This is a genomic window from Niabella ginsenosidivorans (assembly GCF_001654455.1).
GTDB classification, from domain to species: Bacteria; Bacteroidota; Bacteroidia; order Chitinophagales; family Chitinophagaceae; genus Niabella; species Niabella ginsenosidivorans.
Map to the genome: position 1 here is coordinate 3,116,185 of NZ_CP015772.1, position 23,260 is coordinate 3,139,444.

The following is a 23,260-nucleotide window of genomic DNA, read 5'->3' on the forward strand; positions in this document are numbered from 1 at the left end:
AGCAGCAGGTTTTGGTCGCATTCATTTTAGAAATAGTCAACCTTCTCTATAAGCAATTACAATTGCTAAATTATAATGAATCCTCACGCTGTTATGTTTTTTTCGGTAGAATAAGCCGTTACCGCTGCGAATACGGCAGTTTTTTCGCCGGGAGCTGTTAAATGCCCTTCTTTGTATGCTCAGAATACCACCTCAGCCCCCCCAACGGGGTAGCCCTGGCAGGCCAGTACCCTGCCTGCCGCCACTTCTTTATCAGCAAGCACTTCATTGTAAGCCATCCATATGTTTCCCTTTGTACAGGTAGCCACGGCAGCTTCCGCACCGGCCGGATACACAACTATAAGGCACCATAATACGAACTGATTTGCCGCCTCAGTTGGCGTTCCGGTACTTCCAGCCGGTTACTGAACATAAAATGAATGTTCAGCCGGTCTTTATTATTTTCCTGCAGTTGCTTCAGCGCATGATAAAAGATCGTATCCTTTTCTGACCGGTTGCTGTAAAGCAGAATGATCTTTGCCTGCGGGGCACCCAGGAGGGTCCTGATCAATGAATAGCAGGGCGTAATGCCGCTGCCGGCAGCAAGAAAACAACGTTTTTCTTTCTGTCTGTCAGGGTAAAACAAAATAACCGCTAATGCCGGTTGTTTCCAGAACAGCCCCTTCAGCAGTTTTATAGATCAGCTGCCTGCTGAATTCCCCGTTATCCGGCTTCTTAACCGTAAATGATAAAAAGTCGTCTGTATACGGGCTTGGCGAAAGAGAAAAGGACCGGCGCTGCTCGCCCAGGTAGTTATAGAACACCAGTGTGATGAACTGCCCCGACCGGTAAACAGACTTCCATCCTTCCAAAGGCGCCACAACAAAGGTTTTGGCATCAGCAGTTTCAGCTTTTTTAATATTGTGCCATTCATCCGGCTAAAAATACTAAACAGATCCGGCATGTTACAGGTTGTATAAAACACATTGGCGCGGTAAAACCACGCCAATTTTTATACCACGAAAAAAACACCTGATGTATTGTTGTTTTATATACTGGACCTGTTCAGACCTTTAGAGTTCATCATAAACAGACTGCTTCTTTTCTTTGCATCAGTACCAATAAAAAAAGCTGCAAAAGATCAGCAAACAGCCTGACAATATAAAGATAATGCTTATTAAAGCCCGGACAGAACAGGAATTGTCCAAAAGGCTATAACGATCGTCCAACAAGGCAATTGTGAGGCTGAAACAATCAGCCCCTGAAGCAGATACAACCGCCCCATTTCTGACCCTACGCCGGGATATGCTCACAAAGCAACCGCTTTGTGCCTGAGCACAGCAACAGGATCGCCTTCTGTAAAACAACGTATAATTGACCCTGAAATACGTAAGTTTGCAGGAACAGCAAAACCAAAATAACCCAACGCCGCCACATGAAAAGAATAATTTTTCTTCTAAGCCTGATAATGTTCCTGCTTTCAACAGGATGCCATACAGGATCTTTCAGAAATTATTCAAATGCTGCCAGTGAAGAATATTATGATACAACCGTAGCACCTCCCTATGTTTCAAAGCAGGACGCTGCTATTCAACCGGACAATTGCACCCGTGGCACTCCTACACCTGTTGTTAAAAAATCGGTTTATTCCAATGCCCGTTTTATCCTGAAGAAGGATAGCCTTACAGGTATTGAAACCGTATCCTTAAAAAATAATGACCGGCTTACCATTACCAATACCGGATGCGAGTATTATACCCTTATTTTTCGCTTTGAAACTTCAGCATTCAGCCAGGATTCTGTTTCAAAGGCATATTGGTTCAAAGCGGGAAGCATGCTGATGAAAAGCATACTGAAAGGGTTGGATGCGCCTATTAACCTGAAAAAAGGCATTGACAAACTGGATCATATTATTAAAAAAGACTCCGTCACCCATTACCAGAATCTTTCCTATGAAAAAGAGATCGATTTCGGAGCCGGCGATATAAGAAGCATTATAGTAGTAGAGCCGGTGCAGTGGCTGGATAATGGCATCAGCGCTGTTACCATTTCTTTCTCTGTTGGCCCGTTATAGTTTTGCGGCATTTTTTGCATCTGATTGCCAATGCCCTTCTCAGCAGTATCTCTCATTTCCGGGCAGTACAGCAAAATTCACCGGTTGGTCATTCAATGCGGCTCAGGCTGTATATTTGTATAATCAGTTATATAATTAATTATGGAAAAAATATTCTATGCGCGTACCGGAAAAATGGCATTGGGCAGCCGGTTGCGGACGTTGTCTTCCCTGTTTACAGAGGAAGCTGAAAAGATTTACACGCAGAATCATATCCCGCTCAAACCAAAATGGTTCCCTGTTTTTTACATGCTTTCACAGAACGGGGAACAGACCATCACCCAAATAGCCATTGCCATCGGTCATTCCCAGCCATCAGTAAGCAGGATCGTACGGGAAATGACCGCAAAAGGGCTCTTAACGGAAAATAAAAAACCGGGCGATAAACGCCAGACCCGTATAGCGCTCTCCCCCAAAGGCAGGGCGCTTGTTCCGCTCATAACGGACCAGTGCACAGACGTTACTAATGCTGTTGAAGAACTGACCCGTGAAGCCGTACACAACTTATGGGAAGCCATTGATGAATGGGAGTTTTTACTGGAACAAAAATCACTATCGCGCAGGGTGCTGGAACAGCAAAGGCAGCGGGAAAGCAGTTACATACGCATTGCAGACTATACCCCGGAGTATCAGTCAGCGTTCCGTTCCTTAAATGAAGCTTGGATCTCCCGTTATTTTGAAATGGAAGCTGCTGATAAACGGGCCCTGACCAACCCCCGCAAATACATTCTTGACAAGGGAGGCTGTATACTGGTAGCCCTGTATAAAGACGCGCCCGTTGGCGTATGCGCGCTCATAAAAATGAACGACCCCGAATATGATTACGAAATGGCAAAGATGGCCGTTGCTCCGGCCGCACAGGGCAAGAATATCGGTAAGCTGCTGGCCGGTGCAATTATTAACAGGGCCAAAAAAATGGGCGCCTCAAGACTTTATCTGGAAAGCAATACGCGCTTAAAACCGGCAATCAGCCTGTATTACAAGCTGGGTTTTAAAAAGATCAACAACCGCCCAAGCCCCTATAAGCGGGCCAATATACAGATGGCACTGGAACTGGAATGATAACTGTGCTGCCAGCTAAACCGTTTCCGGCAGTTCCTTCAGCTCTTCCAGCAGGTACTTGGTTATGTTACCGGGTTTGGTTGATTTGCAGGTAAGGTAGTAGGGATAGGCAATTGTTTTTTTCCGGACAATCACCTGGAACCTCCTGCCCTCAACAGCAGCGATCAGTTTTATCAGATCTCCCTCTTCCTCCTGTTCCCCAACCACCAATGGGAAGCGGATGGCAAAATGATCCAGGTGCTCCCGCAGGAAACATTCCACAGACTGGTGCAGGAAAGATCTGATCGAAAGCCCCCGGTAATTGGAATAATAGATAGCTCCCTGATCTGTCGCAGCCAGGATCGGGTCCACATCTTCAACCATCACACGTCCGTAATACAGGCCAAACGGCATACAGACGGCATTGGCAGCAAACCGGTCGCCCCCCACATGCGTGCTTTCAAATACGGGCATTTGCCGGTCATGATTTTCGATAAATTTAAAGACCGGGAACCCGAATTTAGAGCAGCATTTATCTTTTTTACCATTGGTGCATACTACAAAAAAGGGAGTGGTCTCCCAGATGGATTCGGGGTTGTCAATATAATATTCCAGCCGTATTGCAGCCAGGTCTTCCGGAACAGAATACAGTGTAAAATACCGTTGCTGTAAACAATCTACATAAATCAGTTTAACGATCCTGAAATTCGTTTTTTTATTCCGGATCAGTAAAAGCTTTGCTCTTTTGCGCTTTGCCAGCTCTTCCAGGGCGGCTATAAATTGCTGATCAAAATGTGCCTGGCTGATCTTTTCCGGAAACGGATCGCTGTGCTCTAATAAAATAAAGCCATTGTAATTAGCCGCGGACCCATGAATATCTTCTTTGAAGTACCGGGATGCAGCGCTGCAAAAGAATACGTTTTGTGTTTTTGTTTTGCTCAAAAAAAATCATTAATTGGATGAACTGTCTGCTTCTATATAAACAACACCTTCCCTGATAAGTTTAGCAATTGCTGCTTTTTTCACATCCTCGTCTGCTGCGCCCGGCAAGTCCCGCAAAGTAAAGGATTGGGTATCAAATATAAAATCGATCAGCGGTTTCAGTGTCTGCGGGAACTGGATGGTTTTACCAAAACACTTTATAAAGCAATTTCCTTCCTGCCCGCCCCGTTCAAAAAAAACGGTACTGTTCAGGCTGATCACCGAACTGCTGCTGAGGTCATCCAGGTTCAGCAGGCTTTCAAAATAACGGTTCAGCAACTGGGGCTGCAATTTCTCATATTGCACAGTGAGCTTTCTGATCCCATCTTCAACATTCAGTTTATCAATAGTGCCCTTTAGCAAGGCCGTTTTTTCTTTTATTTTATCCGGCAGATCATCCCGCCAGAAGGGGACCGCTTCCCTGAAGGCTTTTTCATTTTCCAGCTGTGTAAATAACTCGGCAAAATACCTTATCCATGTAAAGGACAGGATGCCGATAGTGATATGGGATGAAATACCATCATCGGCCACCGCATCATGCACATACCCGCGGGGCACATATAAGAAGTCTCCGGGGCTTAGCCGGATCGTCTGGATGGGCTCTTTAGAATATCCTTTACTTATAAAACCCTGGTTCTTGGTGGGCAGCTCTTTCTCAAACCCGTACAGATGCCAGGTTTTTGTTCCCGAAATCTGCAGCACAAATACATCGTGCGTATCCCAATGCGGATTAAACCCCTGCGAACGGTTGGGCGTAATATATAAATTTGCCTGGACCGGCGCATTAAATTTCCGGGACAACTCCATACAGCAGGCTGACAAATGATCAAAATAACGCTGGCCGGCCTGAATCACAAATGTGCCCCCATCATTGAACAGGGCAAATGCTTTTTCCGTATTTATGATCCCGTCTCTTTTATGATGGCCAATAGGCACGCCCTTGAGGGTATATTCCCCAGAGGGAATTTCCTTACCATTCTTTACGATGCGCAACGAGGGATAGAATACATCCTGCCGGTCCAGGAAATCAGATATTTCCAAAGAGGTAAGAATATCGCTGTAGTGCTCTTTATCATTCCGCTGCACATGCAGGATATCTTTTTCATGATAGGCATTAAAAAAGTCTTCAACAGTATATGGAGTTACTATTTTGCAAAAAAAAGAATTCATCATCTGTTATTTTTTACCTGCCAAGATAATAAAAAAGCTGCAGCAAAGATGCCGCAGCTTTTCAGCTAATACGATTTTTTTTTGAGAATGAATCAGGCATTATCAGATCCGTCAGCATCACTTCCGTCGCCATCTGCGCCACCATCACCATCGGCACCGCCATCACCGTCGGAAGCGTCTGAACCATCGCCATCACTTCCATCACCATCAGCACCATCACCATCCATTTCAGCATAACTGCCCTCCTCACTGCGCGTTACCTGTAATTCATCCTCATTAAATAATGTTTCATTCAATTCCATAATCAAAGTTTAAGAGTTTCGAAATAGTTTACATTAGTAAGATAGTTCTTTTTTTTTCAAATAAAAATTTTTTAAGTCAAATTTAATATTCTTATAACGCGGAAAGCGATGAGCCTTTAGTTATCAGTTTTTGGTTTTCAGTTATCAGTATTATTGGCTGCCGGGGAAAATGAATGGTCTGAAACTGCTGCAGTATACCTGACTGATTTTTTAACTATCTTTCTGATCATTTTTATTTTAATATGAAACAGGACAACCAGAAATCACAGCATATATTAAACGCGGCTTCAAACCTCGTGGGCATTTGTTTTATCCTGATCACTTCTTTAAGGCTTTTCAGCAACAAGGGCAGCAAAACCATTATGGATGAAGTGGCTGCTATTGCCATTTTATTTTTTATGGCCAGTTGCATCCTTTCTTTTCTTTCCCTGCGGTCTGCCGGTGCACAAAGCCGCCGGCTGGAGAATATAGCGGATTACATTTTTCTCACCGGGCTGGCGCTCCTGTTTATCACTACCCTTTTGTTTGTGTTCAATATTATTCCGTAAAAGATTGTCAGTTTTCAGTTATCAGTTTTTAGCACTCAGCTTTTACCGCTAATGATCAAAACTGCAACTCAATAAATCCACCGTTCGCGCAACTCATTTCCCTGCCTTTGCCCAGCTGTCCTTTAAAGTAACGGTACGGTTAAAGATGAAATGAGCCGGTGTGCTGTCCGGGTCCAGAGTAAAATAACCTTTACGTAAAAACTGAAAACGGTCATGAACGACAGCATTCTTTAAAGCCGGTTCTGCCAGGGCTCCTTCTATGATTTTTAAGGATTCTTTGTTGATGTAGCCGGTAAAATCTCCTTCTTCACCGGAAGGATCTTCAACGGTAAACAGGCGGTCATATTCATTGATCTGAACAGGAAAGCAATCCTTTGCATTTACCCAGTGCAGCGTGCCTTTTACATGTATGCCGGAGCTGTCCTCCCCGCTTTTGCTGTTAGGGAAATAGGAACAGTTCAGCTGCAGGATGTTGCCTTCGTCATCTTTGATTACCTCATCGCACCGGATGATATAGGCACTTTTTAAACGCACCTGCTTTCCCGGTGCCAGGCGAAAATATTTTTTGGGAGCCTCCTCCATAAAATCCTCCCGCTCTATATATAATTCCCTGCTGAAAGTCATTTCCCTTGTGCCGGCCCCGGGATCTTCCGGATTGTTTTCCGAATGTAAAATTTCCTCCACGCCTTCATAATTGGTAATGACTACTTTTAAAGGATTAAAAACCACCATCCTGCGCAGGGCAATTTTATTCAGGTGTTCGCGGGCACAAAATTCGAGCAACCCTAATTCAACAACGTTTTCTCTTTTTCCAACGCCAATGCGCTCTGCAAAATCGCGGATGCTTTCAGGAGTATAGCCTCTCCTTCTAAGCCCGGAAATGGTAGGCATCCGGGGATCATCCCATCCACTTACATATTTTTCATTTACCAGTTGCAGCAGCTTCCGCTTGCTCATGACCGTATGGCTCAGGTTACGGCGGGCAAACTCATACTGTCTGGAAGGAAATATTTCCAGCTTTTCGATCAGCCAGTCATATACTTCGCGGTGCGGCACAAACTCCATCGTGCAGATGGAATGTGTTACATGTTCAATGGAATCGCTTTGCCCGTGCGCAAAATCATACATCGGATAAATATTCCATTTGCTGCCGGTACGGTGATGGTGAGCGTGCTTGATCCGGTATAAAATGGGGTCACGCATGATCATGTTCGGGGACGTCATGTCAATTTTTGCGCGCAGCACTTTTTCTCCGTCCTGATATTTCCCGTCCCGCATCTCCTCAAACAACCTCAGGTTTTCCTCAACAGATCGTTCTGCATATTGATTTCTGCGACCGGGTTGTGTGGGCGTGCCTTTTTGTGCGGCTATTTCTTCGCTGGTGCTGTCATCAACATAAGCAAGGCCTTTTTGAATTAACCGGACAGCGTATTCATACAACTGATCAAAGTAGTCGGATGCATAAAACTCATTTGCCCATTCAAAGCCCAGCCATTTTATATCCTCCCGGATACTGTCTACATATTCCGTTTCCTCTGTTACAGGATTGGTGTCATCAAAACGCAGGTTGGTATATCCGCCGTATTTCTGCGCCAGGCCAAAATTCAGGCAGATGCTGCTGGCGTGGCCAATATGCAGGTAGCCGTTAGGCTCCGGCGGAAATCTTGTGACAATGGATTTATATTTTCCTGACGCCAGGTCCGTTTCCACAATCTCCTCCAGGAAATTCAGGCTTTTTTTCTCTTCTGTTTTACTTGCTTCCGTCATAAAATTCTTCAATACTGTCTGCAAAGGTACTTAATTGTCCGTAAACGAATTATCTCCATCTATTAATCGGGTGTATAACATTTTGGAGAAAGGCATGTGCCAGGCGAAAAATCCCGGTTCATGCCCACGAGCCGGGAAAATGCCATACGCGCCTGTTCATTTCTGTGCGTTCCATAAAAGCCCTGAGGAGTCCCCCGTTTCCTATTCGGTTTCCCGTTTCAGATCCGCCTTCATCAGAAAGACATTGTAATCTTTCCATACCGACATCAGAAAATAAAGCGTTGTGTCATTTTCAGGCGGATAAATAAAGGATCCGTATAAACCGGGATAGTCCGAAGAGCGGACCAATATTTTCGGGGAGCTCCATACTCCCTGGGGGTCAATAGCATCGCGCAGCACGATCGCTTTCCGGCTCACGTCCAGATACAGCATGATCCACCGTTGCAGCCGTTTATTATAGATCACCGACATTTCGCCGGCCGGTGCTTCAACAACGGGATCTGCCGAGCTTTCGGCCTGCTTTACCCAACCCTTCCTGCGGGCCCAGTATTCATATTCATTCTGAAAAGCAAGTTTGTTTTCCGGCACCCTTAAAAGATAGATAGCACCCTGCCGGCCGGCCGGCGTTCCATACAGGTATACATACCCGTCTTTTTTTGCCAGTGCGGCCTGAGCAAATTTACTATCCGCTGCAAAGCATACGCCGGAGCGGTTCCACGTATTTCCGTTGTCCTCAGAAAAAAAGAGTGCCGAATAATTGGTACGCCATTTTCCCGGCACCCCCCAGCAGTTGATATTCATGCAATGAACAATATCCCTGTTTCCGGCATGAATGGCTGCAGTAGGTATCATGGTATGATCACCCCTGCAATCCGGATCATGACGGCTTGGAATGATCTCCCGGGCTTCTGTTCTTCCTGTAACCGTGCGCATGCTATCGAACGTGATCCCGTCAGACAGTTCCTTATCCGCAGAAAAGGCCAGCACATTGGAGCGCCAGTCACCGGCATCCCCCGGACCGCCCGGTCCTGGTTCGAAATCACGGCCATAAGTATCCCCGAAAAAAAGCCCTACAGTGCCATTGCCCATTTCCCAGGCAATGCCCAAATCAGTGCCTCCTACATTATAAAAATGATCCGTCCGGTTCGGACCGGGAATCGTGTCCGTTGAGCGGGCAGCACCGGTTACCCGGGCCACCCTTTTTACATTACTGGGAACGATCGTTCCCTGCAGGGCACCTGACTGCCCGCATACCCCCAGAATGCCGCTCACCGTGACCCCCAGCAAAATACATTTCAATGATCGCATCACAGATAATTGTAAGGGTAATAACCCTAACCGGTAATAGCAATACCTCTCACATCAATGCTGCCATGTACCGCCCGTACACTGGCTTTTTTATTTTTATAGGACACCGTACCAAACCCTGTTGCTGTTGCAATAAAACAGGTAAAATCACCAATCTTTGAATCCACATACAGTTTTTTTTCCACAGCATCGTACCGCAACCCTGTTAAAGCCTGTAACAGGCCGTAGCTGGACATTGCCCTTGCATACCAGTGCCCGCATTCATATTCATTAAAAGGATTACGGACACGGCCGTCATACCTTCTGCGGCATGCCCTTACAATATCAAGTCCTTTTTCCACCTCCCCCATCAACATCAAATGCGCGGCCACCTGGTATTCAATACCCGTCCATACTTCATTGCTGTAAACAAAAGGTAAAGACAGTTTTCCGCCTTTAGGCCAGGTGCATAACAATAAACCGCCTTCATTGCCCAGGGCATAAGCCGGCCGCTGCGGATTAACATGACCTTTAAGAGTGGCCTTTAAATTATATTTATGCACGGAAAGCAGGTGGCTGGTTATTTTACTTTTGTCAACAGGATCTTCCAGTCCGCATACCGTTGCAATCCAGCTTCCCAGTACCCCATCAGACAAACAACCTTTGCCATACTGGTACTTCGGCCCTTCCCTTTTCAATATTTCTATGGCTTCCTTTGAATAATTTCCGCCAAAAGATTGCGCCTGGGCAGGGTTCTGTGCTTTGAGGCCCTCCCACTGTATCTGCTGGAAGAAAAACTCGCCATTGAACAACCGGGTTTCCAGGAACGCTTTCCCTTTCTTTAACAATGAGCTGTAAGCACTAACATCCTCATTCAGGAATTGCCCCATTGCTATGATGGATTGCAAAGCCCCCAGGTAAAAAGTGGTACACATAGGATCAGGGCCCCAGAATTCAATATCATAAGTATTATGATGTGGCTCCTCCAGTACGCCTTTTCCCATAGGGTCCCAGGTTGCTATACAAAAATCAAGGCTCCGCTTTACAAGCGGATAGATCTTTCTCAGCCAGGTAGGGTTTCCGCTAATGCGCCATTCCCTGTATACTTTCATAATACCTCCCAATTGTCCGTCTGCCGCTGCATGGAAATCGTGTTTTACGGGACTGATCGGCATGTTGGCCCGAAAGGTCTGGTGCCCCTGAGCGCTCTGGTCTTCACAGAATTCTGTATTCCGCAATCCTATTTCCAGTCTTGGAAATAAATGGCAGATGGCCTGGGCATAATTCCACACATGCGTACAGGTTCCGTGGCAGCAGCCGCTTTCATCGCCACACCCTTCCCAGGCCCACATGCGGCCATCGTACTGACGCAAGACCGTAGGTGATTTTAATATGGTCAGATTGGCTGCAACAGCCTCCAATACTTCCGCAGGCAAAGTGCTGCTGTAAAATGCCTCTTTAAACAAGGTTGATTTATGTTTAAGTGCATCATACTGCTGCTTCCAGTATCCGGCTACGGCCTGCACGTCTTTAAACTTAGATGCATACCAGGGTTTGTATTTGTCTCCTGTAAATTTCGGGTAATCTTCCAGCCCGGACTCCAGCGGCGTAATGCAACATTCAGCGCTATGGCAGTTTTCTTTTCCATCCGGGCCTTTGTCCTGTATCCGCAGATCTGATTCGGGAACATACCAGGCCATCATTATCCTTATTGTTTTACGGCCCCCGGGAGCCAATGTAAAAGGCACAAACAGGGAAGCCCCCGGCGCATCACCCTCTACCGGAGGGGTATTGCTTACTTTTCCGGCTTCTATCGTATTCCAGATCATTGTTACGGGGTCGAACCAGCCTCCCCTGAACCAACAATAATCGACTATGGGATGCTCATTTTCCGTAGTATAAATCGCAAAGTCTGTTTTTGTGAATGGCTTATCCTTGCCTGGCTCCTGGGTAAGGATAAACCCGTTTTCCAGTTTGCGGATACCTGCTTTTTCACCCCTTGCCACAAAGTTTTTGGCATTGTAAGAAAAAACAGCTTCTATGGTTTTTGAAGATCTGTTTACAAACTGGTATTCCAGTGCGCCCACCGGCAACCCGGAATTATCCTCATCTCCCGGAATAAAGGGGCTCCAGCCGTTTATTGCTACATCTACCGGCATCTCACTGTCTTTTAACTGAACGGTACCAAAAGGGAACCTTGCTATAAATGAAGCACTGCTAAAACGGGGCAGCCCGTAGCTGGTACCACCTGCCCCGTTTCCGGTACCCCGCTGACCGAATATCTTCCATTCCGGCACCGGCCCTTCCAGCACTTTTGCCAACGGCTGGGAACCTTTAATGGCCAGGGCAGCAAATACATTCGGCTCAAAAAATATTTCCGGCCGGTTGCTGATGGACATATGCGAAACTGCGCCGGAGCCTTCGAGACAAAACATGCCGGCCCCCAGCCCCCCAATGGGGAAAGCCACCCGGTTAAGGTATTCATCCCTGTACGGGCTGTTAAAGGCCCTGGGCGTTCCGGGCGCTTCCTTTTTTTCCTGCCGGTCGTATACAGTATTCTTCTCGCCGGGTACAACTGCACCCGCTACTCCTGATGTGACCGTGGCTAACCCGCCCAATCCTACTTTTTTCAGGAACGTTCTTCTGCTCTTATCATTATTCATTATGCTCTTTTTTATTTTATAAATTCCGGATCGTTTATGCAACCACATACCGGTATTTGTGTTGGGGCCGGGGATAACCGGGGCTGAACGCCTTGCATTGCCTGATCTCATAAAACAGATCTTCGTCAATTGTTTGAGCCAGCGCTTCAAAAACAAGCTCCTTCAGTTTCCCGGGGTCTGTCTCTACCCGCGCGTTAATGGTCATTCCGGCAATATTGCCTGTTCCTGCACTGCTGCTGAACTGTAATGTATGAAGCGGCCCTGTCTGATTACCGATTATATAATCATTGCCTGTACATTCGATCAGGATCTTTATATGACCAATTGCCATTCCTCTGCCCAGTAAACTGTTCAGTTGCTGAAAATAGCGCTTCAGCAACAGATCCCAATCCACTCCCTTTCCCTGCAATAGCACAGAAGCATTGAGCCAGCCCATTACAGCTTCTCCTTCTGCATACCTGTCATAGTCTACATCTATGATCCTGCTTCCGGAAACAGAGCTCCCGCAAACATATTCCATCCATTCTTTCACTCCTGTTCCATTCCGGGCGCTCATTGTCAGCACCTGCTGCTCCGGGTACATCAGTTTTAATTTTTCTGTCAATACCCCTAACCGCTCCGGCGCAATGGTATCTGTTTTGGAAACAAGTAGCACATCACTTTCTTCAAGCTGTTGCCGGTAAATATAGGCGGCTGACGGGTGCATGCCTGCTGTACCACCGTCAAGGATATTTTCCAGCTTCCCGGGATCGGCAACCACTGTAAAAGGAGCCATATCCACAACCGCCCGCATCTGTTCTTTTAGCGGCTGCAGGATAGTGGCAGAAATGTCGGTGCAGCTGCCTACCGGTTCGGCAATGATCACATCAATAGTTCCCTTATAATCCATCAGGCTGTTGACCACGTCAATAAACCCGCTGTAATTACAGCAAAAGCAGCTGCCACTCACTTCCTTAATAACGGTATTGTTTTTTGCCAGAAAATGGGTATCCACCAGTTCTTCAGCCTGATCATTTGTGATCAGCCCTACGGATGCCCCTTCCGCTGTAAAAAGCGCTGAGGCCTGCTGTAGTAAAGTTGTTTTGCCGGCGCCCAGGAATCCGCCAACGAAGATCAGTCGTGTCCTTTTCATTTTGAGGAATATTTTAATAAAAAATTATAGAGCAGGGCAGCCAGTGCGGAACCGCAGAACGGGGCAAAAATATACACCCAGAAAAAACCTCCGGCATTGTCCGGAAAAGCTGCCTTTCCCCAGCCTGTAAAGAAAGAAACCAGTCTTGGACCAAAATCCCTTGCAGGATTAAAGCCGGCCTGTGTTACAGATGCAAAAAGGCAGATCAACACTGCTAACCCAGCCCCTATATACAGCGCAGCCAATTTTGATCCGCCGTCCTTATCGCTCTGCTTACGGCTTACTGTAAGAATAATGGCTGTTAATAAAAAGGTACCGGCGGCCTCTGCTGCCATTGCAGATAAAACAGGATGTGGTGCATAAAACTCTCCGAACATGCGGGCTGTAACCACTGATTCATATGTACCTCTTGTAATATGACGCATGGCTTCATACTTTTGAATAGCATTTCCCAACACCATATGCAAAACGATGCCGGCCATAACCGAGCCCGCCAACTGGGCGCCAAAATACATTGCCAGCTTGTTTTTCTGAAAATTTCCGGTGATGCTCATTGCAAGGCTTACGGCCGGATTAAAATGAGCACTGCATACAGACCGAACTGCATAAATTGCAATGACAACGCCACATCCCCATACTGCTGCAATAGCAATAATGTTGGGCAGCCAGTTAAACAAAATGGATACAGCAACAGCGCCGCATCCTAAAAAAACCAGGATAAATGTACCGGCAGCTTCTCCTGAAAATTCTTTAAACGCGCTGTTCATACAATAAGGATTTTAATATATCTATGTTTATATCTGATGCACCATTGCTTCAGGGGCCAATTTATCCGATATAATTTTTATTAACTTCCCCTGCCTGCTGAACAATGCTACAAAAGGGAATCGTTGTATCTGATAATATTGCTGTACAACAAATGTATATCCTTCCGATCCGATTTTTATATTCGGATAAGCAGACAGATGGTATGAATCAGCAAATGCCTTCACTTCCCTTATATGCTCATAGGAGATCAGCACTACCTGCTTATCTTTCCATCTGTTCCTGTTCTGCAATAACGCCGCAACAAATTCTTTACAATGATCACATGTAGGTGAAAAATAAATCAGGAGTAACGGTCTGTTCTTCTCTATCTGCTGATACGTAAATCCGGTCCCATCCACAAGCCTTATTTTAAAGGGCGGGATACCGGTTCGCGTACCCTGACAAAAAGCAGTGCCTGACAAGCCAAAGCAAAACAATAAACACAATAAATATTTCAGCATGCTGGAAAATATTCAGTTAGTAACCCGGGTTCTGCTTGTATACACCAAACGAATAATTCATCTGAGGCTGCGGAATCGGCATAAACTCATCACGCCCCGGAGTAAATTTACCATCCTTCAGCCAGGATCTGCCGCGCGGATATTCTTTGGCAAAATAAGCGTTCAGCGTGGATGCCGCTATTCCCCACCGGACGAGATCGTACCATCTTACACCCTCCATGGCAAACTCCAGCCGGTTTTCAAACATCAATGCCTTCCAGGCAAACTCATTCGTCCAGTTACAATTTACTCCATTCTGGTATAAACTGATATTGTAAGGTAAGGTGAGTGCGCCATTGGCAAATTTCAGTCTTCCCGTACTGTTTGCAGCCCGCTGCCGGATCGAGTTGATGATGGGCAATGCCTCCAGCTCTCTTCCCAGCCTGATCAGTATCTCCGCTTTCTGAAGGAGGACCCTGTCGTATCGTATGGCAATTTCATTCTTGGAATTCCACATCCAGAACAGGTTTACAAGACCGGGAGAATTGGATTCCACGTTTTCTTTTAACGAATTAAAATAACCATAATTCGCCGGGTCCCGCGATCCGCTGCTGTCAAACAATAAGTTCTGCTGGTATTTCCAGGGCAGGCCCGGTATGGCTACGGTATGACTGATACGTGGATCCCATTTATTATTAGAGAAGTAGGTTTTTTTGTTTTTATCAGTAATTTCTTCTTCATTAAAATCATCAAACATCGGGATGCCTTTTGCATCTGTTTTAAACGCATTTACCATGTTATAGGAAGCTTTATGAAAATCGCAGCAGCTAAAGTATGGCGGCCACCAGGGTTCATTTAATGCTGTACCTCCATTTAAATTTCCATTGGGAGTACCATCACTGTGCGAATATTGCCATTCAAAGATCGATTCGGGCGATTTGTTATCATAATCAAAAAGAAAGTTGATGGCATAATCCGGTGCCAGGCTGTATTTACCGCTGTTGATGATACCATCGGCAATGGGTAATGCCTTGGTCAGCGTTTCTTTGTTTATATTCACCACCTTATTACTCATATCCTGTTCATAAGCCATCCACATCAGGCATTCCAGCATCAATGCCTGTGCTGCATACTTGGTAGCACGACCCACTTCATCTTGTTTTTCCGGCAAGTCTTTGGCTGCTGCTTCAAAATCATTGTAAATATTTTGCCAGATAGCAAGGTCATTCGTAGCTCCATCGGGCCGGTTAGGCACTTTCTTAATATCGTCTACTGAAACCGTTTCATCAAAATAAGGGATCCACTTATACCAGCGCTTCAGATTCAGGAAAAAATAACCCCGTAAAAATCTCACTTCGGCAATTCTTTGTTGTTTTAAAGGATAATCCGATTCATTAAGGCTATTAAGCGCTGTTAATGCATGATTACAACGTGAAACGCCTTCGTATTCTGCATACCAGATGCCATCATTATTGCCGGTAGCTGCATTGTTTAATGAAAACACCTCCCATTGGTACCAGGGCAACTGATCTCCAATACCCCCGCCACCTTTATAAGAGTCATCCGATTTAATATCGGCCAGCCAGGGGCTCATACGGGCATTAATAGTACCTTCGTGTGGCAACCAGGCATATGCTGCCAACACCAGCCCATCTACCTTATCAGCAGTGCTCACATTTGCTTCGGTAATAGCACCTTGCGGTGTTACCTCTAAAAATTTTTTACAACTACCTGCTGAAAAAATAATTATTGAAAATAATATATAACGTTTGATCTTGTTCATCTTCTTAATTTTTATTTGTGGCTCAAAATATTTTGCAATAACTTAAAAAGATATTTGAATACCTGCCTTAAAGATCCTTGGAATGACATAGGGATTGGCATAATCATTACCCTCGGGATTTTCAGGGTCGGGCCCCGTAAATTTCTTACTCTTGATCATCAATACATTTTGTCCCATCACAAACAGGTATAAATGGTCTAAGCTGATCTTTGAAATGAGTGATTTTGGGAAATTATATCCCAATTGAACATTCCTGAGTTTGACATACTGGCCGGGCTCAATAAAATAAGTAGAAGTTCTCAGCTCATCATTTGAATTATTCCAGGAAAGCGCCGGAATGGTAGAGCTTGTGTTGGCGGGCGTCCAGGCATCCAGCACCCGGGTAGGGTGATTAAACCCGTTTTGCACCCACACATTCCAGAAATCACTATAACTTTTCCAACCGTTATAAACTTTCACACCCGCCACGCCCTGCCAGAACATCGAAAAATCGAAGTTTTTATAGGCCAGGTTTACATTAAGCCCAAATTCAAACTTTGGCCGGTTGCCATTACTGATCCAGACACGGTCATAGTCGTAATCAATCTTACCGTCTGGTTTCCCATCCGGCCCGGAAATATCTTTATAACGTATCCTGCCAATGCCTTTGCCTGGCTGGTCAGGGCCGTTATCCACTTCCTGCTGGTTTTGGTACAATCCATCCGTTACAAACCCATATACAGATCCCCATTGATGGCCTGCAATTCCATCCTGCTTTTGCGCCGTACCACCATAGATATATGTTACGGAAGCCGGCAAATCATTTACCATATTCCGATTATAAGAAACATTGCCTGCCAACTGATACCTAAAATCCTTATTTGCTGCACTATTATAAGCAAGCGTTAGCTCCACCCCACTATTGGTCATATTAGCTGCGTTAATATTTTGATATCCTCCTTCTCCAATGGTACCCAAATAAGGAGGTGTTATCAACATTCCGTACGTGTATTTGCGATAAAAATCCAAAGCACCCGTCAGTGTTTGATGCAGTAATCCGAAATCCAAACCAATATCAGCTTGGGTAGTTGTTTCCCATTTTAAATTTGGATTTTCAGTTTGTAATTTGTAAAATCCCGATGGCAGATTGCCTGTTTCATTACCACCAATGGCATAAGAAGTAAAATTATAATTCACACCATAAAAAGCATATTTATTAAGTGAGTTAATATTTGAAAGGGTGCCGTTTTTCCCCCAACTGGCCCTTAGCTTTAAATCAGAAAGCACATTATTATCCTTCAAAAAATCTTCCTGGCTGATGCGCCATCCGGCAGAAATAGCCGGAAATAATGCATAAGGGTTATTGGAACCAAATTTTGAGGATCCATCATACCGTACAGAACCGGATAATAAATACTTTGAGTTAAAAGAATAATTAAATTTTCCAAAATAGGATAATAAGTTGTATTTATCTCCGCCACCTGCCACACTCATATTTCCTGTTGCTGTTCCTGCATAGGCAAAATCATAATTTTCAAAAGCCAGCCCCTGGCGGTTCGCGGTCATATTTTCTGAAACATATTTGTTAGCATCTATACCTGCTACCGCATCTAAACTATGTTTGTTTTTTCTCAGGCTATAATTTAAGGTATTGGCCCAGTCAAAAGCAGCTTCCCTCCAATACCATTGATCTACACTATTGATATTGTTGACCTTTCCTCCTCCTTCCTGAAAGGTAAACTGTATATTACGATGATAGCCATCTGTATAAATCAGCCCTAACTGGGTACGAAACACAAAATCCTTAAGAAACCGGATGCTGGCATGTACATCACCTATCAATTTATTATAGTTATTTCCATTATCTTTATTCAGCGTCAGTTCACGCACCGGGTTCCAGTAATCATCCATACCAAGGGCTACAGCAGAACCACCCCAGCCACCAGTAGTAGTATGCACAGGTATGATGGGCGGTTCTATCAACGCCTGATGCATTTGGTTATTATTACGTTCTATCAAATGCGAGGCCTCAAAGTTTTCACCAATGATAATTCTGTTATTCAGCAATTTATATTCCGTATTTACCCGTGCAGTAAACCGTTTAAATCCGGTGTAAATCTGTGTTCCCTGATTTTCGGTATAATTCAGCGAAAACAAAGAGGTGGCTTTTTCGCTGCCGCTTGAAACCGTCAGCTGATGATTTTGCTGCAGCCCCCGCTGCGAAATGGCATCCAGCCAATTGGTATTGGCCGAGGGCATGGTGGAATCTGCATTCAGGTATTGAATAGGGTTTACTTTGTCCAAGACGGGGATTCCGTTGGCATCTTTATGCCAGTCATATTTGTATATTCTTGTGGAAGTATTGGGATCCAGTCCTGTGTTTACCGCCGCCTGCCACATTGCCTGGCCGTACTGTAAGGTATTCAGCATCTGGGGTTTATTATTAAATTCGGCAAACCCCATAGTCGTGCTGTAATCTATTTTTGTTCTGCCTGCCCTGCCTTTTTTTGTTTCTATCAAAATAACGCCGGCCCCGCCCTGGGTGCCATAAATACTGGCCGAGTAAGCATCTTTTAAAACCAGTATTGAAGCAATATTTTCCGGATTCAGATCTCTTAAATTCATATAGGAGGGCATTCCATCTATTACTATAAGAGGAGATGTATTTCCAATATTGGTTATACCTCTTAGTTGTACCCCTACATTGCCGGTAGGATTACCATCTGTAGTAATGTGCAAGCCGGGTACCACTCCCTGCAGCGATTGCAGCACATTGGTAACGCCCTGCCCCTTGGTGAGCTCTTTGGAAGTGACCATTGATACGGAACCTGTAAGATCAGCCTTTCGCTGCATCATGTACCCGGTGTTTACCACTACTTCTTCCAGTTGCCGGCCTGCTTCATCAGGCAGCAATGTTATAATAACCGTTCGCTGGTTCCCGGGAGCCACATGCTGTGTCTGATATCCCACAAAGGATATTTCGAGGGTATCCTGTGCATTATTCATTTCAATTATAAAATTGCCGCTCCGGTCTGTCACGTTACTTTTAGAGTCCGATCGTAATACTTTTACAGTAGCGCCAGGTATGGGTTTGTTTGCCTCATCCTTTACGGTACCATGCAGCACCCAGCTGTTTCCCGGAATCGTATCCTGCAAATAAACACTTTCAAAAAAGCCCCTTGTCTTAAGCCTGTGGCTGCCATAGGCAGCATTGCATAGCAGGGAGCTATAAAAAATCCATACAGCAAAAAAGCAGCATTGCCATAGAGCATACCTGAGTGGATTGTTTTTTTTGGGATTCATGACATATAATTAAAATAAATAAAAAAGCAACCTTCATTATAAGACGTCTTTACAACATCCATAGCTTAATCGTTTAAACATATGCTAATAACAAGAATAACTGACCCAGCCCTCTTATCAGTCCTTTAGGCAGCCTCTCTTTTATCAGTTTATGATCACCGGATCGCAAGGCATATCGTTAAAAAATGCAATTTTCTGCAAACACCTTCTAAATTTACCAGAAACACCGCCAAGCTTAATCGTTTAAACAAATATAAAAAAAATTATCTTATTTTCAAAAAAAATTAACGCTCCGTAAAGCGCTGAAAGTGCGGCTCCGGGAAGAATTGAGAGCAGCCGTTTTCCTGCGGAGTCGCAGGGTATCCTGCTATCTGATTGAATTTAAAAAGCCCTGAGAAACAGCACCGCCTTGGCATGCACTACCTGCAAACAATCGCCAGAGCCCCTGCTGCTATTATGCAAAAAGAGCTTTTTCTTACATATTTCTGCGGTTACCTGCTGCAGGCCTGAGCATTTATCTGCTTTTTATTACTTCCAGGGCGATAGCATTCACCATCAGCCTTTTACTTTATACCCCTTAACAGCATAATAAAGAATGAACAGGAATAACGGAATAGGAACGAAAAAGCCTGTAGCCATACCAAATGTATCTGCAACCAGCCCCATCAGTGGCGGAAATACGGCCCCGCCGGCAACAGCCATAACCAGGAACGATGCTCCCTGCTTTGTTTTTGTTCCAAGCCCTTTAATAGCCAGCGCAAATATAGTGGGGAACATGATCGACATAAAAAAGAATACCGCATAAAGTGCAATTAAAGACACCCACCCCTGTTCTGAGGCAACCACAGGCAGTAAAACGCACACCGCAAGAGCATACAATGCCAACAACTTTGTTGGCTTAACGTATTTCATAAGAGCGCTTCCGGTAATCCTTCCTGTCATAAATAACAAAAAACCCAGCGATAAAAAGTAGGGGCCATACTGCACATCAAAATGCGGATGCATGTCGTGGTCAGTAACAAAATTGATCAGGTAACTGAAAACCCCGGTTTGTGCTGCCACATAGCAGGCCTGTGCTATAAAGCCCAGAACAAAATGGCGGTTTTCCCATAATGGTTTCTTTGAAATATATGCGGGGTCCTCAGGGTCTGTTATTTCAATATCTGACTCAGCACCGGGGGTGGCAGAAACACCATGACCGCCATGAGCTGCATTTTCGTCCTCTTCCGTGATCTCCGGCAGCTTCAGCCGCATAAAAATAAATGCCACTACCAATACGGCCAGGCCAATAATGGCAAAAGGCAAAACAATGGACATCATTTTCTCGCCTTCAACATGGCTTTGGTTGCCATAAATATATAAAGCGATCAATGGCCCAACCACCCAGGCAAGACCGTTGAACGACTGGGAAAAATTGATCCGGCGCTCAGCAGTTTCGGGCGGCCCTAATTTTGTGGTATAGGGATTGGCGGCCGTTTCCAGCGTGGTGAGCCCGGCGCCGATGATCAGCAGGCAAAGCAGGAATAATATAAAAGATTGCAGGGGCGCAGTGGCTGCAGCAAGCAAGGCACCTGCGGAAAAAAGAATAAGCCCGAATATGACCCCTTTTTTATAACCATACTTTTTCATGAACAGCCCGGCAGGTATGGCCATACCAAAATAAGCGCCGTATAACGAAAATTGAATAAAGCTGGATTGCCATTTTTTCAAATGCAGCATTTCCTGAAAGTTCTTGTCCAGGGTATCCAGCATGCCATGTGCCACTCCCCAAAGAAAAAACAATGCACTGATCGCCGCAAACGGCGCCGCATAATTAATGCCATCTTTTATAAAAAGAGATCTTTTTCTGCTCATGTTTTACTGTATAAAATTTATTCTTAAGTTATTATTGCTGTTCATCGTTATTTAATGGCTCAAAACAACAGGCTGATCCTGTTTGAGGCTTGAGATTTGATACGCTCCGGGCTGCTTCCGATCTTCCCCGTCCAAGGCGTTAAAATACATATTTTTCCCGGAACACCTCAATCCATATCAATATCCGGCATAAAAATGTAAAGATCATTTAATACCAGGCAATAGATCGTAGATCTCAAATCGGCAGAGCTATCAGTTCTCTGTTTTCAGTTAATAGCGCTTCCTGCATACTGTGAACATGAACTATCGACTATGAACTATCAGCCACAGGCTATTTATACAACGGTCCATAAACCGCGCAGGCCCGGTAATCTGCACCTTCGGGATCCATTCCGTAAGCGCCCCAGGCAGCAGGACGGAATATCGTATCCGCATCCACGTTGTGCATGGATACCGGTATGCGCAGCATGGATGCCAGTGTGATCAGCTGCGCGCCTATATGGCCATAGCTTATAGCCCCATGATTAGCGCCCCAGCCCGCCATTACGGAATAGACATCCTTAAATGGGCCCTGGCCGGTAAGGTTGGGAACAAACCAGGTGGTTGGCCATATGCGATCAGTCCGTTCATTCAATACCTGGTGCACTTTTTCCGGTAGGTCGATGGTATAGCCTTCCGCGATCTGCAATACAGGACCCTGCCCTTTTACCAGGTTCAGGCGGCACATGGTAACCGGCATGCCCCCTTTTGTAAGAAAGGTAGAGGAATAGCCGCCGCCCCGCATATAATCCCGGTTGGAGGGGCTCCAGGTAGTGGCGTCCAGGCAGGCCTTTGCTTCCTTATCCTTTATTTCCCAGAAAGGCTTCATAGCCGGCTGGCCGTTTTTGGTCTGCTGCCCCGTTCCATCCAGTGTAGCGGAGCCGGAATTGATCAGGTGAATAAACCCATTGGCAGCAGGGCCATCCGGCTTCCAGCCGGATACCCGCTCTGTTGCCTCGGGGCTCCAATAGGTTCTTACATCTGCAAAGATCTGGGCTGTATTGGTAAGCAAATAATTGAACAGCATTGAAACACCGTTATAACAATCATTTTCGGTTGCTACAATATATGGATTGCGGATGCCATTCCAGTCAAAAGAAGAATTCAGTATCGCTTCGGAAAAATCACCATCCGGTAAGAAGTCGGTCCACTGGCGCTGCCCCTGGAAGCCGGATACGATCGCATGGTGCCCCTGTGCTTCCTCTGCATATCCCATGTCTTTTAATCCTGGATTTCCAATCATCAGGTCACGGATGATCTGGGTCATCTTTACTACAAACTCCCAGTCCTTGTCTTTTTCCTTCCGTGATTTTATTTTTTCCTTCCGGTTATAATCTTTTCCTTCTTTACAGTTTTGCTTTACCCAGGCGATCGCTTTTTTAAATTCGGCCTGATCAAAAATATTCAGCTGAATTCTTCTTAAAATTTCAGAAGAATCCACATATTCATTCCGCATGCCCAGGTATTCCTGAAAGAACTGCGGATCAACAATAGAGCCGGCAATGCCCATTGAAACAGAACCAATAGCCAGATAGGATTGGCCCTTCATAAGGGCTACGGCCATGCCCGCTTTTGCAAAATTCAATAACTTATCCCGCACATCCTCCGGTATGGCCGCATCTCCCATATCCTGCACGTCCCTTCCATAAATGCCAAAACAGGGTAATCCTTTTTGATTATGCGCCGCCAATGTTGCTGCCAGGTAAACGGCGCCCGGGCGCTCAGTACCGTTAAACCCCCAGATGGCCTTGGGAAGGGTCGGGTGCATGTCCATAGTTTCTGAACCATAGCACCAGCAGGGCGTTACAGACAGTGAAACGCCCACATTATTCAATTCGAACTTCCTGGCGCACGCTGCCGCCTCCTTTACGCCCCCGATCGTAGTGTCCGCAATAACACATTCAAGCGGGGTACCATCCGGGTATCTTAATTCTCTGGAATATAATGCCGCCACGGCTTTTGCCATTCCCATTGTGGTGGCTTCCAGCGATTCCCGGATTCCGCCTAAACGGCCGTCAATAACAGGCCGGATGCCTATTTTAGGATAGTTGTTTATTTTTTTAACTGCCATA

Annotated in this window: 19 protein-coding genes; 3 read left to right on the forward strand and 16 right to left on the reverse strand. The window is 45.4% G+C overall.

The annotated features are described in order from the left end of the window. Positions 1–264: 264 nt before the first annotated feature. From A8C56_RS25500 to A8C56_RS12985, 3 genes are read right to left on the reverse strand one after another with little or no spacing between them, the layout of a single operon-like run. Positions 265–351 carry a 2Fe-2S iron-sulfur cluster-binding protein gene (locus A8C56_RS25500; RefSeq protein ID WP_157098115.1) on the reverse strand — a complete coding sequence of 29 codons (87 nt, stop codon included), beginning with the start codon at positions 349–351 and terminating at the stop codon, positions 265–267. Further along, entirely contained in the window at positions 338–625 is a 288-nt protein-coding gene (locus A8C56_RS12980) for a ferredoxin reductase domain-containing protein (protein WP_067756724.1), read from the reverse strand. The genes A8C56_RS25500 and A8C56_RS12980 overlap by 14 nt, the downstream gene beginning before the upstream one ends. Then, complete coding sequence (locus A8C56_RS12985) at positions 612–860, reverse strand: hypothetical protein (protein WP_169818776.1); 249 nt, start codon at positions 858–860, stop codon at positions 612–614. The genes A8C56_RS12980 and A8C56_RS12985 overlap by 14 nt, the downstream gene beginning before the upstream one ends. A 554-nt stretch (positions 861–1,414) precedes the next feature. Here A8C56_RS12985 and A8C56_RS12990 point away from each other — a divergent pair. Next, positions 1,415–2,053 carry a hypothetical protein gene (locus tag A8C56_RS12990; protein ID WP_157097973.1) on the forward strand — a complete coding sequence of 213 codons (639 nt, stop codon included), beginning with the start codon at positions 1,415–1,417 and terminating at the stop codon, positions 2,051–2,053. A gap of 141 nt (positions 2,054–2,194) precedes the next feature. After that, a complete protein-coding gene (locus A8C56_RS12995) occupies positions 2,195–3,154 on the forward strand; it encodes a bifunctional helix-turn-helix transcriptional regulator/GNAT family N-acetyltransferase (protein WP_067756733.1) in 960 nt (319 codons plus the stop codon). Between the two features lie 15 nt (positions 3,155–3,169). Here the strand turns inward: A8C56_RS12995 and A8C56_RS13000 are convergent, their stop codons facing one another. The 3 genes from A8C56_RS13000 to A8C56_RS13010 all read right to left on the reverse strand — a co-directional run bounded on the left by A8C56_RS13000 (position 3,170) and on the right by A8C56_RS13010 (position 5,586). After that, positions 3,170–4,075: a sucrase ferredoxin gene (locus A8C56_RS13000; RefSeq protein WP_067756736.1), complete on the reverse strand. Its 906-nt coding sequence runs from the start codon at positions 4,073–4,075 to the stop codon at positions 3,170–3,172. Positions 4,076–4,084: 9 nt separating this feature from the next. Next, positions 4,085–5,287, reverse strand: coding sequence for a cupin domain-containing protein (locus tag A8C56_RS13005; protein ID WP_245645454.1), 1,203 nt, complete (start codon positions 5,285–5,287; stop codon positions 4,085–4,087). An 89-nt stretch (positions 5,288–5,376) separates the two neighbouring features. Then, the gene (locus tag A8C56_RS13010) at positions 5,377–5,586 is read right to left on the reverse strand and encodes a hypothetical protein (RefSeq protein ID WP_067756739.1); all 210 of its coding nucleotides are present in this window, start codon (positions 5,584–5,586) and stop codon (positions 5,377–5,379) included. Positions 5,587–5,828: 242 nt separating this feature from the next. On the opposite strand from A8C56_RS13010, the gene A8C56_RS13015 reads away from it, so the two are divergent. Further along, a complete protein-coding gene (locus A8C56_RS13015; protein ID WP_067756741.1) occupies positions 5,829–6,134 on the forward strand; it encodes a hypothetical protein in 306 nt (101 codons plus the stop codon). A 93-nt stretch (positions 6,135–6,227) separates the two neighbouring features. Here A8C56_RS13015 and A8C56_RS13020 read toward each other — a convergent pair whose 3' ends face one another. From A8C56_RS13020 to A8C56_RS13065, 10 genes are all read right to left on the reverse strand, one after another. Next, positions 6,228–7,901 carry a glutamine--tRNA ligase/YqeY domain fusion protein gene (locus tag A8C56_RS13020; protein WP_067756744.1) on the reverse strand — a complete coding sequence of 558 codons (1,674 nt, stop codon included), beginning with the start codon at positions 7,899–7,901 and terminating at the stop codon, positions 6,228–6,230. A 201-nt stretch (positions 7,902–8,102) separates the two neighbouring features. Then, entirely contained in the window at positions 8,103–9,209 is a 1,107-nt protein-coding gene (locus A8C56_RS13025; RefSeq protein WP_067756747.1) for a DUF4185 domain-containing protein, read from the reverse strand. Positions 9,210–9,235: 26 nt separating this feature from the next. Beyond that, complete coding sequence (locus tag A8C56_RS13030; protein WP_067761989.1) at positions 9,236–11,851, reverse strand: GH116 family glycosyl hydrolase; 2,616 nt, start codon at positions 11,849–11,851, stop codon at positions 9,236–9,238. 34 nt (positions 11,852–11,885) lie between these two features. Further along, on the reverse strand, positions 11,886–12,983 hold the full coding sequence (locus tag A8C56_RS13035) for a GTP-binding protein (protein WP_067756750.1): 1,098 nt from the start codon (positions 12,981–12,983) through the stop codon (positions 11,886–11,888). Further along, complete coding sequence (locus tag A8C56_RS13040) at positions 12,980–13,750, reverse strand: MIP/aquaporin family protein (RefSeq protein WP_067756753.1); 771 nt, start codon at positions 13,748–13,750, stop codon at positions 12,980–12,982. The genes A8C56_RS13035 and A8C56_RS13040 overlap by 4 nt, the downstream gene beginning before the upstream one ends. A 27-nt stretch (positions 13,751–13,777) precedes the next feature. After that, on the reverse strand, positions 13,778–14,149 hold the full coding sequence (locus A8C56_RS13045; RefSeq protein ID WP_169818777.1) for a TlpA family protein disulfide reductase: 372 nt from the start codon (positions 14,147–14,149) through the stop codon (positions 13,778–13,780). A 118-nt stretch (positions 14,150–14,267) separates the two neighbouring features. Then, positions 14,268–16,013, reverse strand: coding sequence for a RagB/SusD family nutrient uptake outer membrane protein (locus A8C56_RS13050; RefSeq protein ID WP_067756756.1), 1,746 nt, complete (start codon positions 16,011–16,013; stop codon positions 14,268–14,270). 42 nt (positions 16,014–16,055) lie between these two features. Continuing rightward, entirely contained in the window at positions 16,056–19,295 is a 3,240-nt protein-coding gene (locus A8C56_RS13055; RefSeq protein WP_084490195.1) for a SusC/RagA family TonB-linked outer membrane protein, read from the reverse strand. 555 nt (positions 19,296–19,850) lie between these two features. After that, positions 19,851–21,149 (reverse strand): sugar MFS transporter, encoded by a 1,299-nt coding sequence (locus A8C56_RS13060; RefSeq protein WP_067756758.1) that lies wholly within the window; start codon positions 21,147–21,149, stop codon positions 19,851–19,853. A gap of 331 nt (positions 21,150–21,480) precedes the next feature. After that, positions 21,481–23,259 carry an L-fucose isomerase gene (locus tag A8C56_RS13065; RefSeq protein ID WP_067756761.1) on the reverse strand — a complete coding sequence of 593 codons (1,779 nt, stop codon included), beginning with the start codon at positions 23,257–23,259 and terminating at the stop codon, positions 21,481–21,483. Between the last annotated feature and the right edge of the window lies 1 nt (position 23,260).

Excerpts from the sequence above, each read along its gene's own strand:
- A8C56_RS13040 (WP_067756753.1), bottom strand. The coding sequence starts at position 13,750 with ATGAACAGCGCGTTTAAAGAATTTTCAGGAGAAGCTGCCGGTACATTT.
- A8C56_RS13015 (WP_067756741.1), top strand. The coding sequence starts at position 5,829 with ATGAAACAGGACAACCAGAAATCACAGCATATATTAAACGCGGCTTCA.
- A8C56_RS13055 (WP_084490195.1), bottom strand. The coding sequence starts at position 19,295 with ATGAATCCCAAAAAAAACAATCCACTCAGGTATGCTCTATGGCAATGC.
- A8C56_RS13020 (WP_067756744.1), bottom strand. The coding sequence starts at position 7,901 with ATGACGGAAGCAAGTAAAACAGAAGAGAAAAAAAGCCTGAATTTCCTG.
- A8C56_RS25500 (WP_157098115.1), bottom strand. The coding sequence starts at position 351 with ATGGTGCCTTATAGTTGTGTATCCGGCCGGTGCGGAAGCTGCCGTGGC.
- A8C56_RS13025 (WP_067756747.1), bottom strand. The coding sequence starts at position 9,209 with ATGCGATCATTGAAATGTATTTTGCTGGGGGTCACGGTGAGCGGCATT.
- A8C56_RS13035 (WP_067756750.1), bottom strand. The coding sequence starts at position 12,983 with ATGAAAAGGACACGACTGATCTTCGTTGGCGGATTCCTGGGCGCCGGC.
- A8C56_RS13065 (WP_067756761.1), bottom strand. The coding sequence starts at position 23,259 with ATGGCAGTTAAAAAAATAAACAACTATCCTAAAATAGGCATCCGGCCT.
- A8C56_RS13030 (WP_067761989.1), bottom strand. The coding sequence starts at position 11,851 with ATGAATAATGATAAGAGCAGAAGAACGTTCCTGAAAAAAGTAGGATTG.
- A8C56_RS13010 (WP_067756739.1), bottom strand. The coding sequence starts at position 5,586 with ATGGAATTGAATGAAACATTATTTAATGAGGATGAATTACAGGTAACG.
- A8C56_RS13005 (WP_245645454.1), bottom strand. The coding sequence starts at position 5,287 with ATGATGAATTCTTTTTTTTGCAAAATAGTAACTCCATATACTGTTGAA.
- A8C56_RS12990 (WP_157097973.1), top strand. The coding sequence starts at position 1,415 with ATGAAAAGAATAATTTTTCTTCTAAGCCTGATAATGTTCCTGCTTTCA.
- A8C56_RS12995 (WP_067756733.1), top strand. The coding sequence starts at position 2,195 with ATGGAAAAAATATTCTATGCGCGTACCGGAAAAATGGCATTGGGCAGC.
- A8C56_RS13050 (WP_067756756.1), bottom strand. The coding sequence starts at position 16,013 with ATGAACAAGATCAAACGTTATATATTATTTTCAATAATTATTTTTTCA.
- A8C56_RS13060 (WP_067756758.1), bottom strand. The coding sequence starts at position 21,149 with ATGAGCAGAAAAAGATCTCTTTTTATAAAAGATGGCATTAATTATGCG.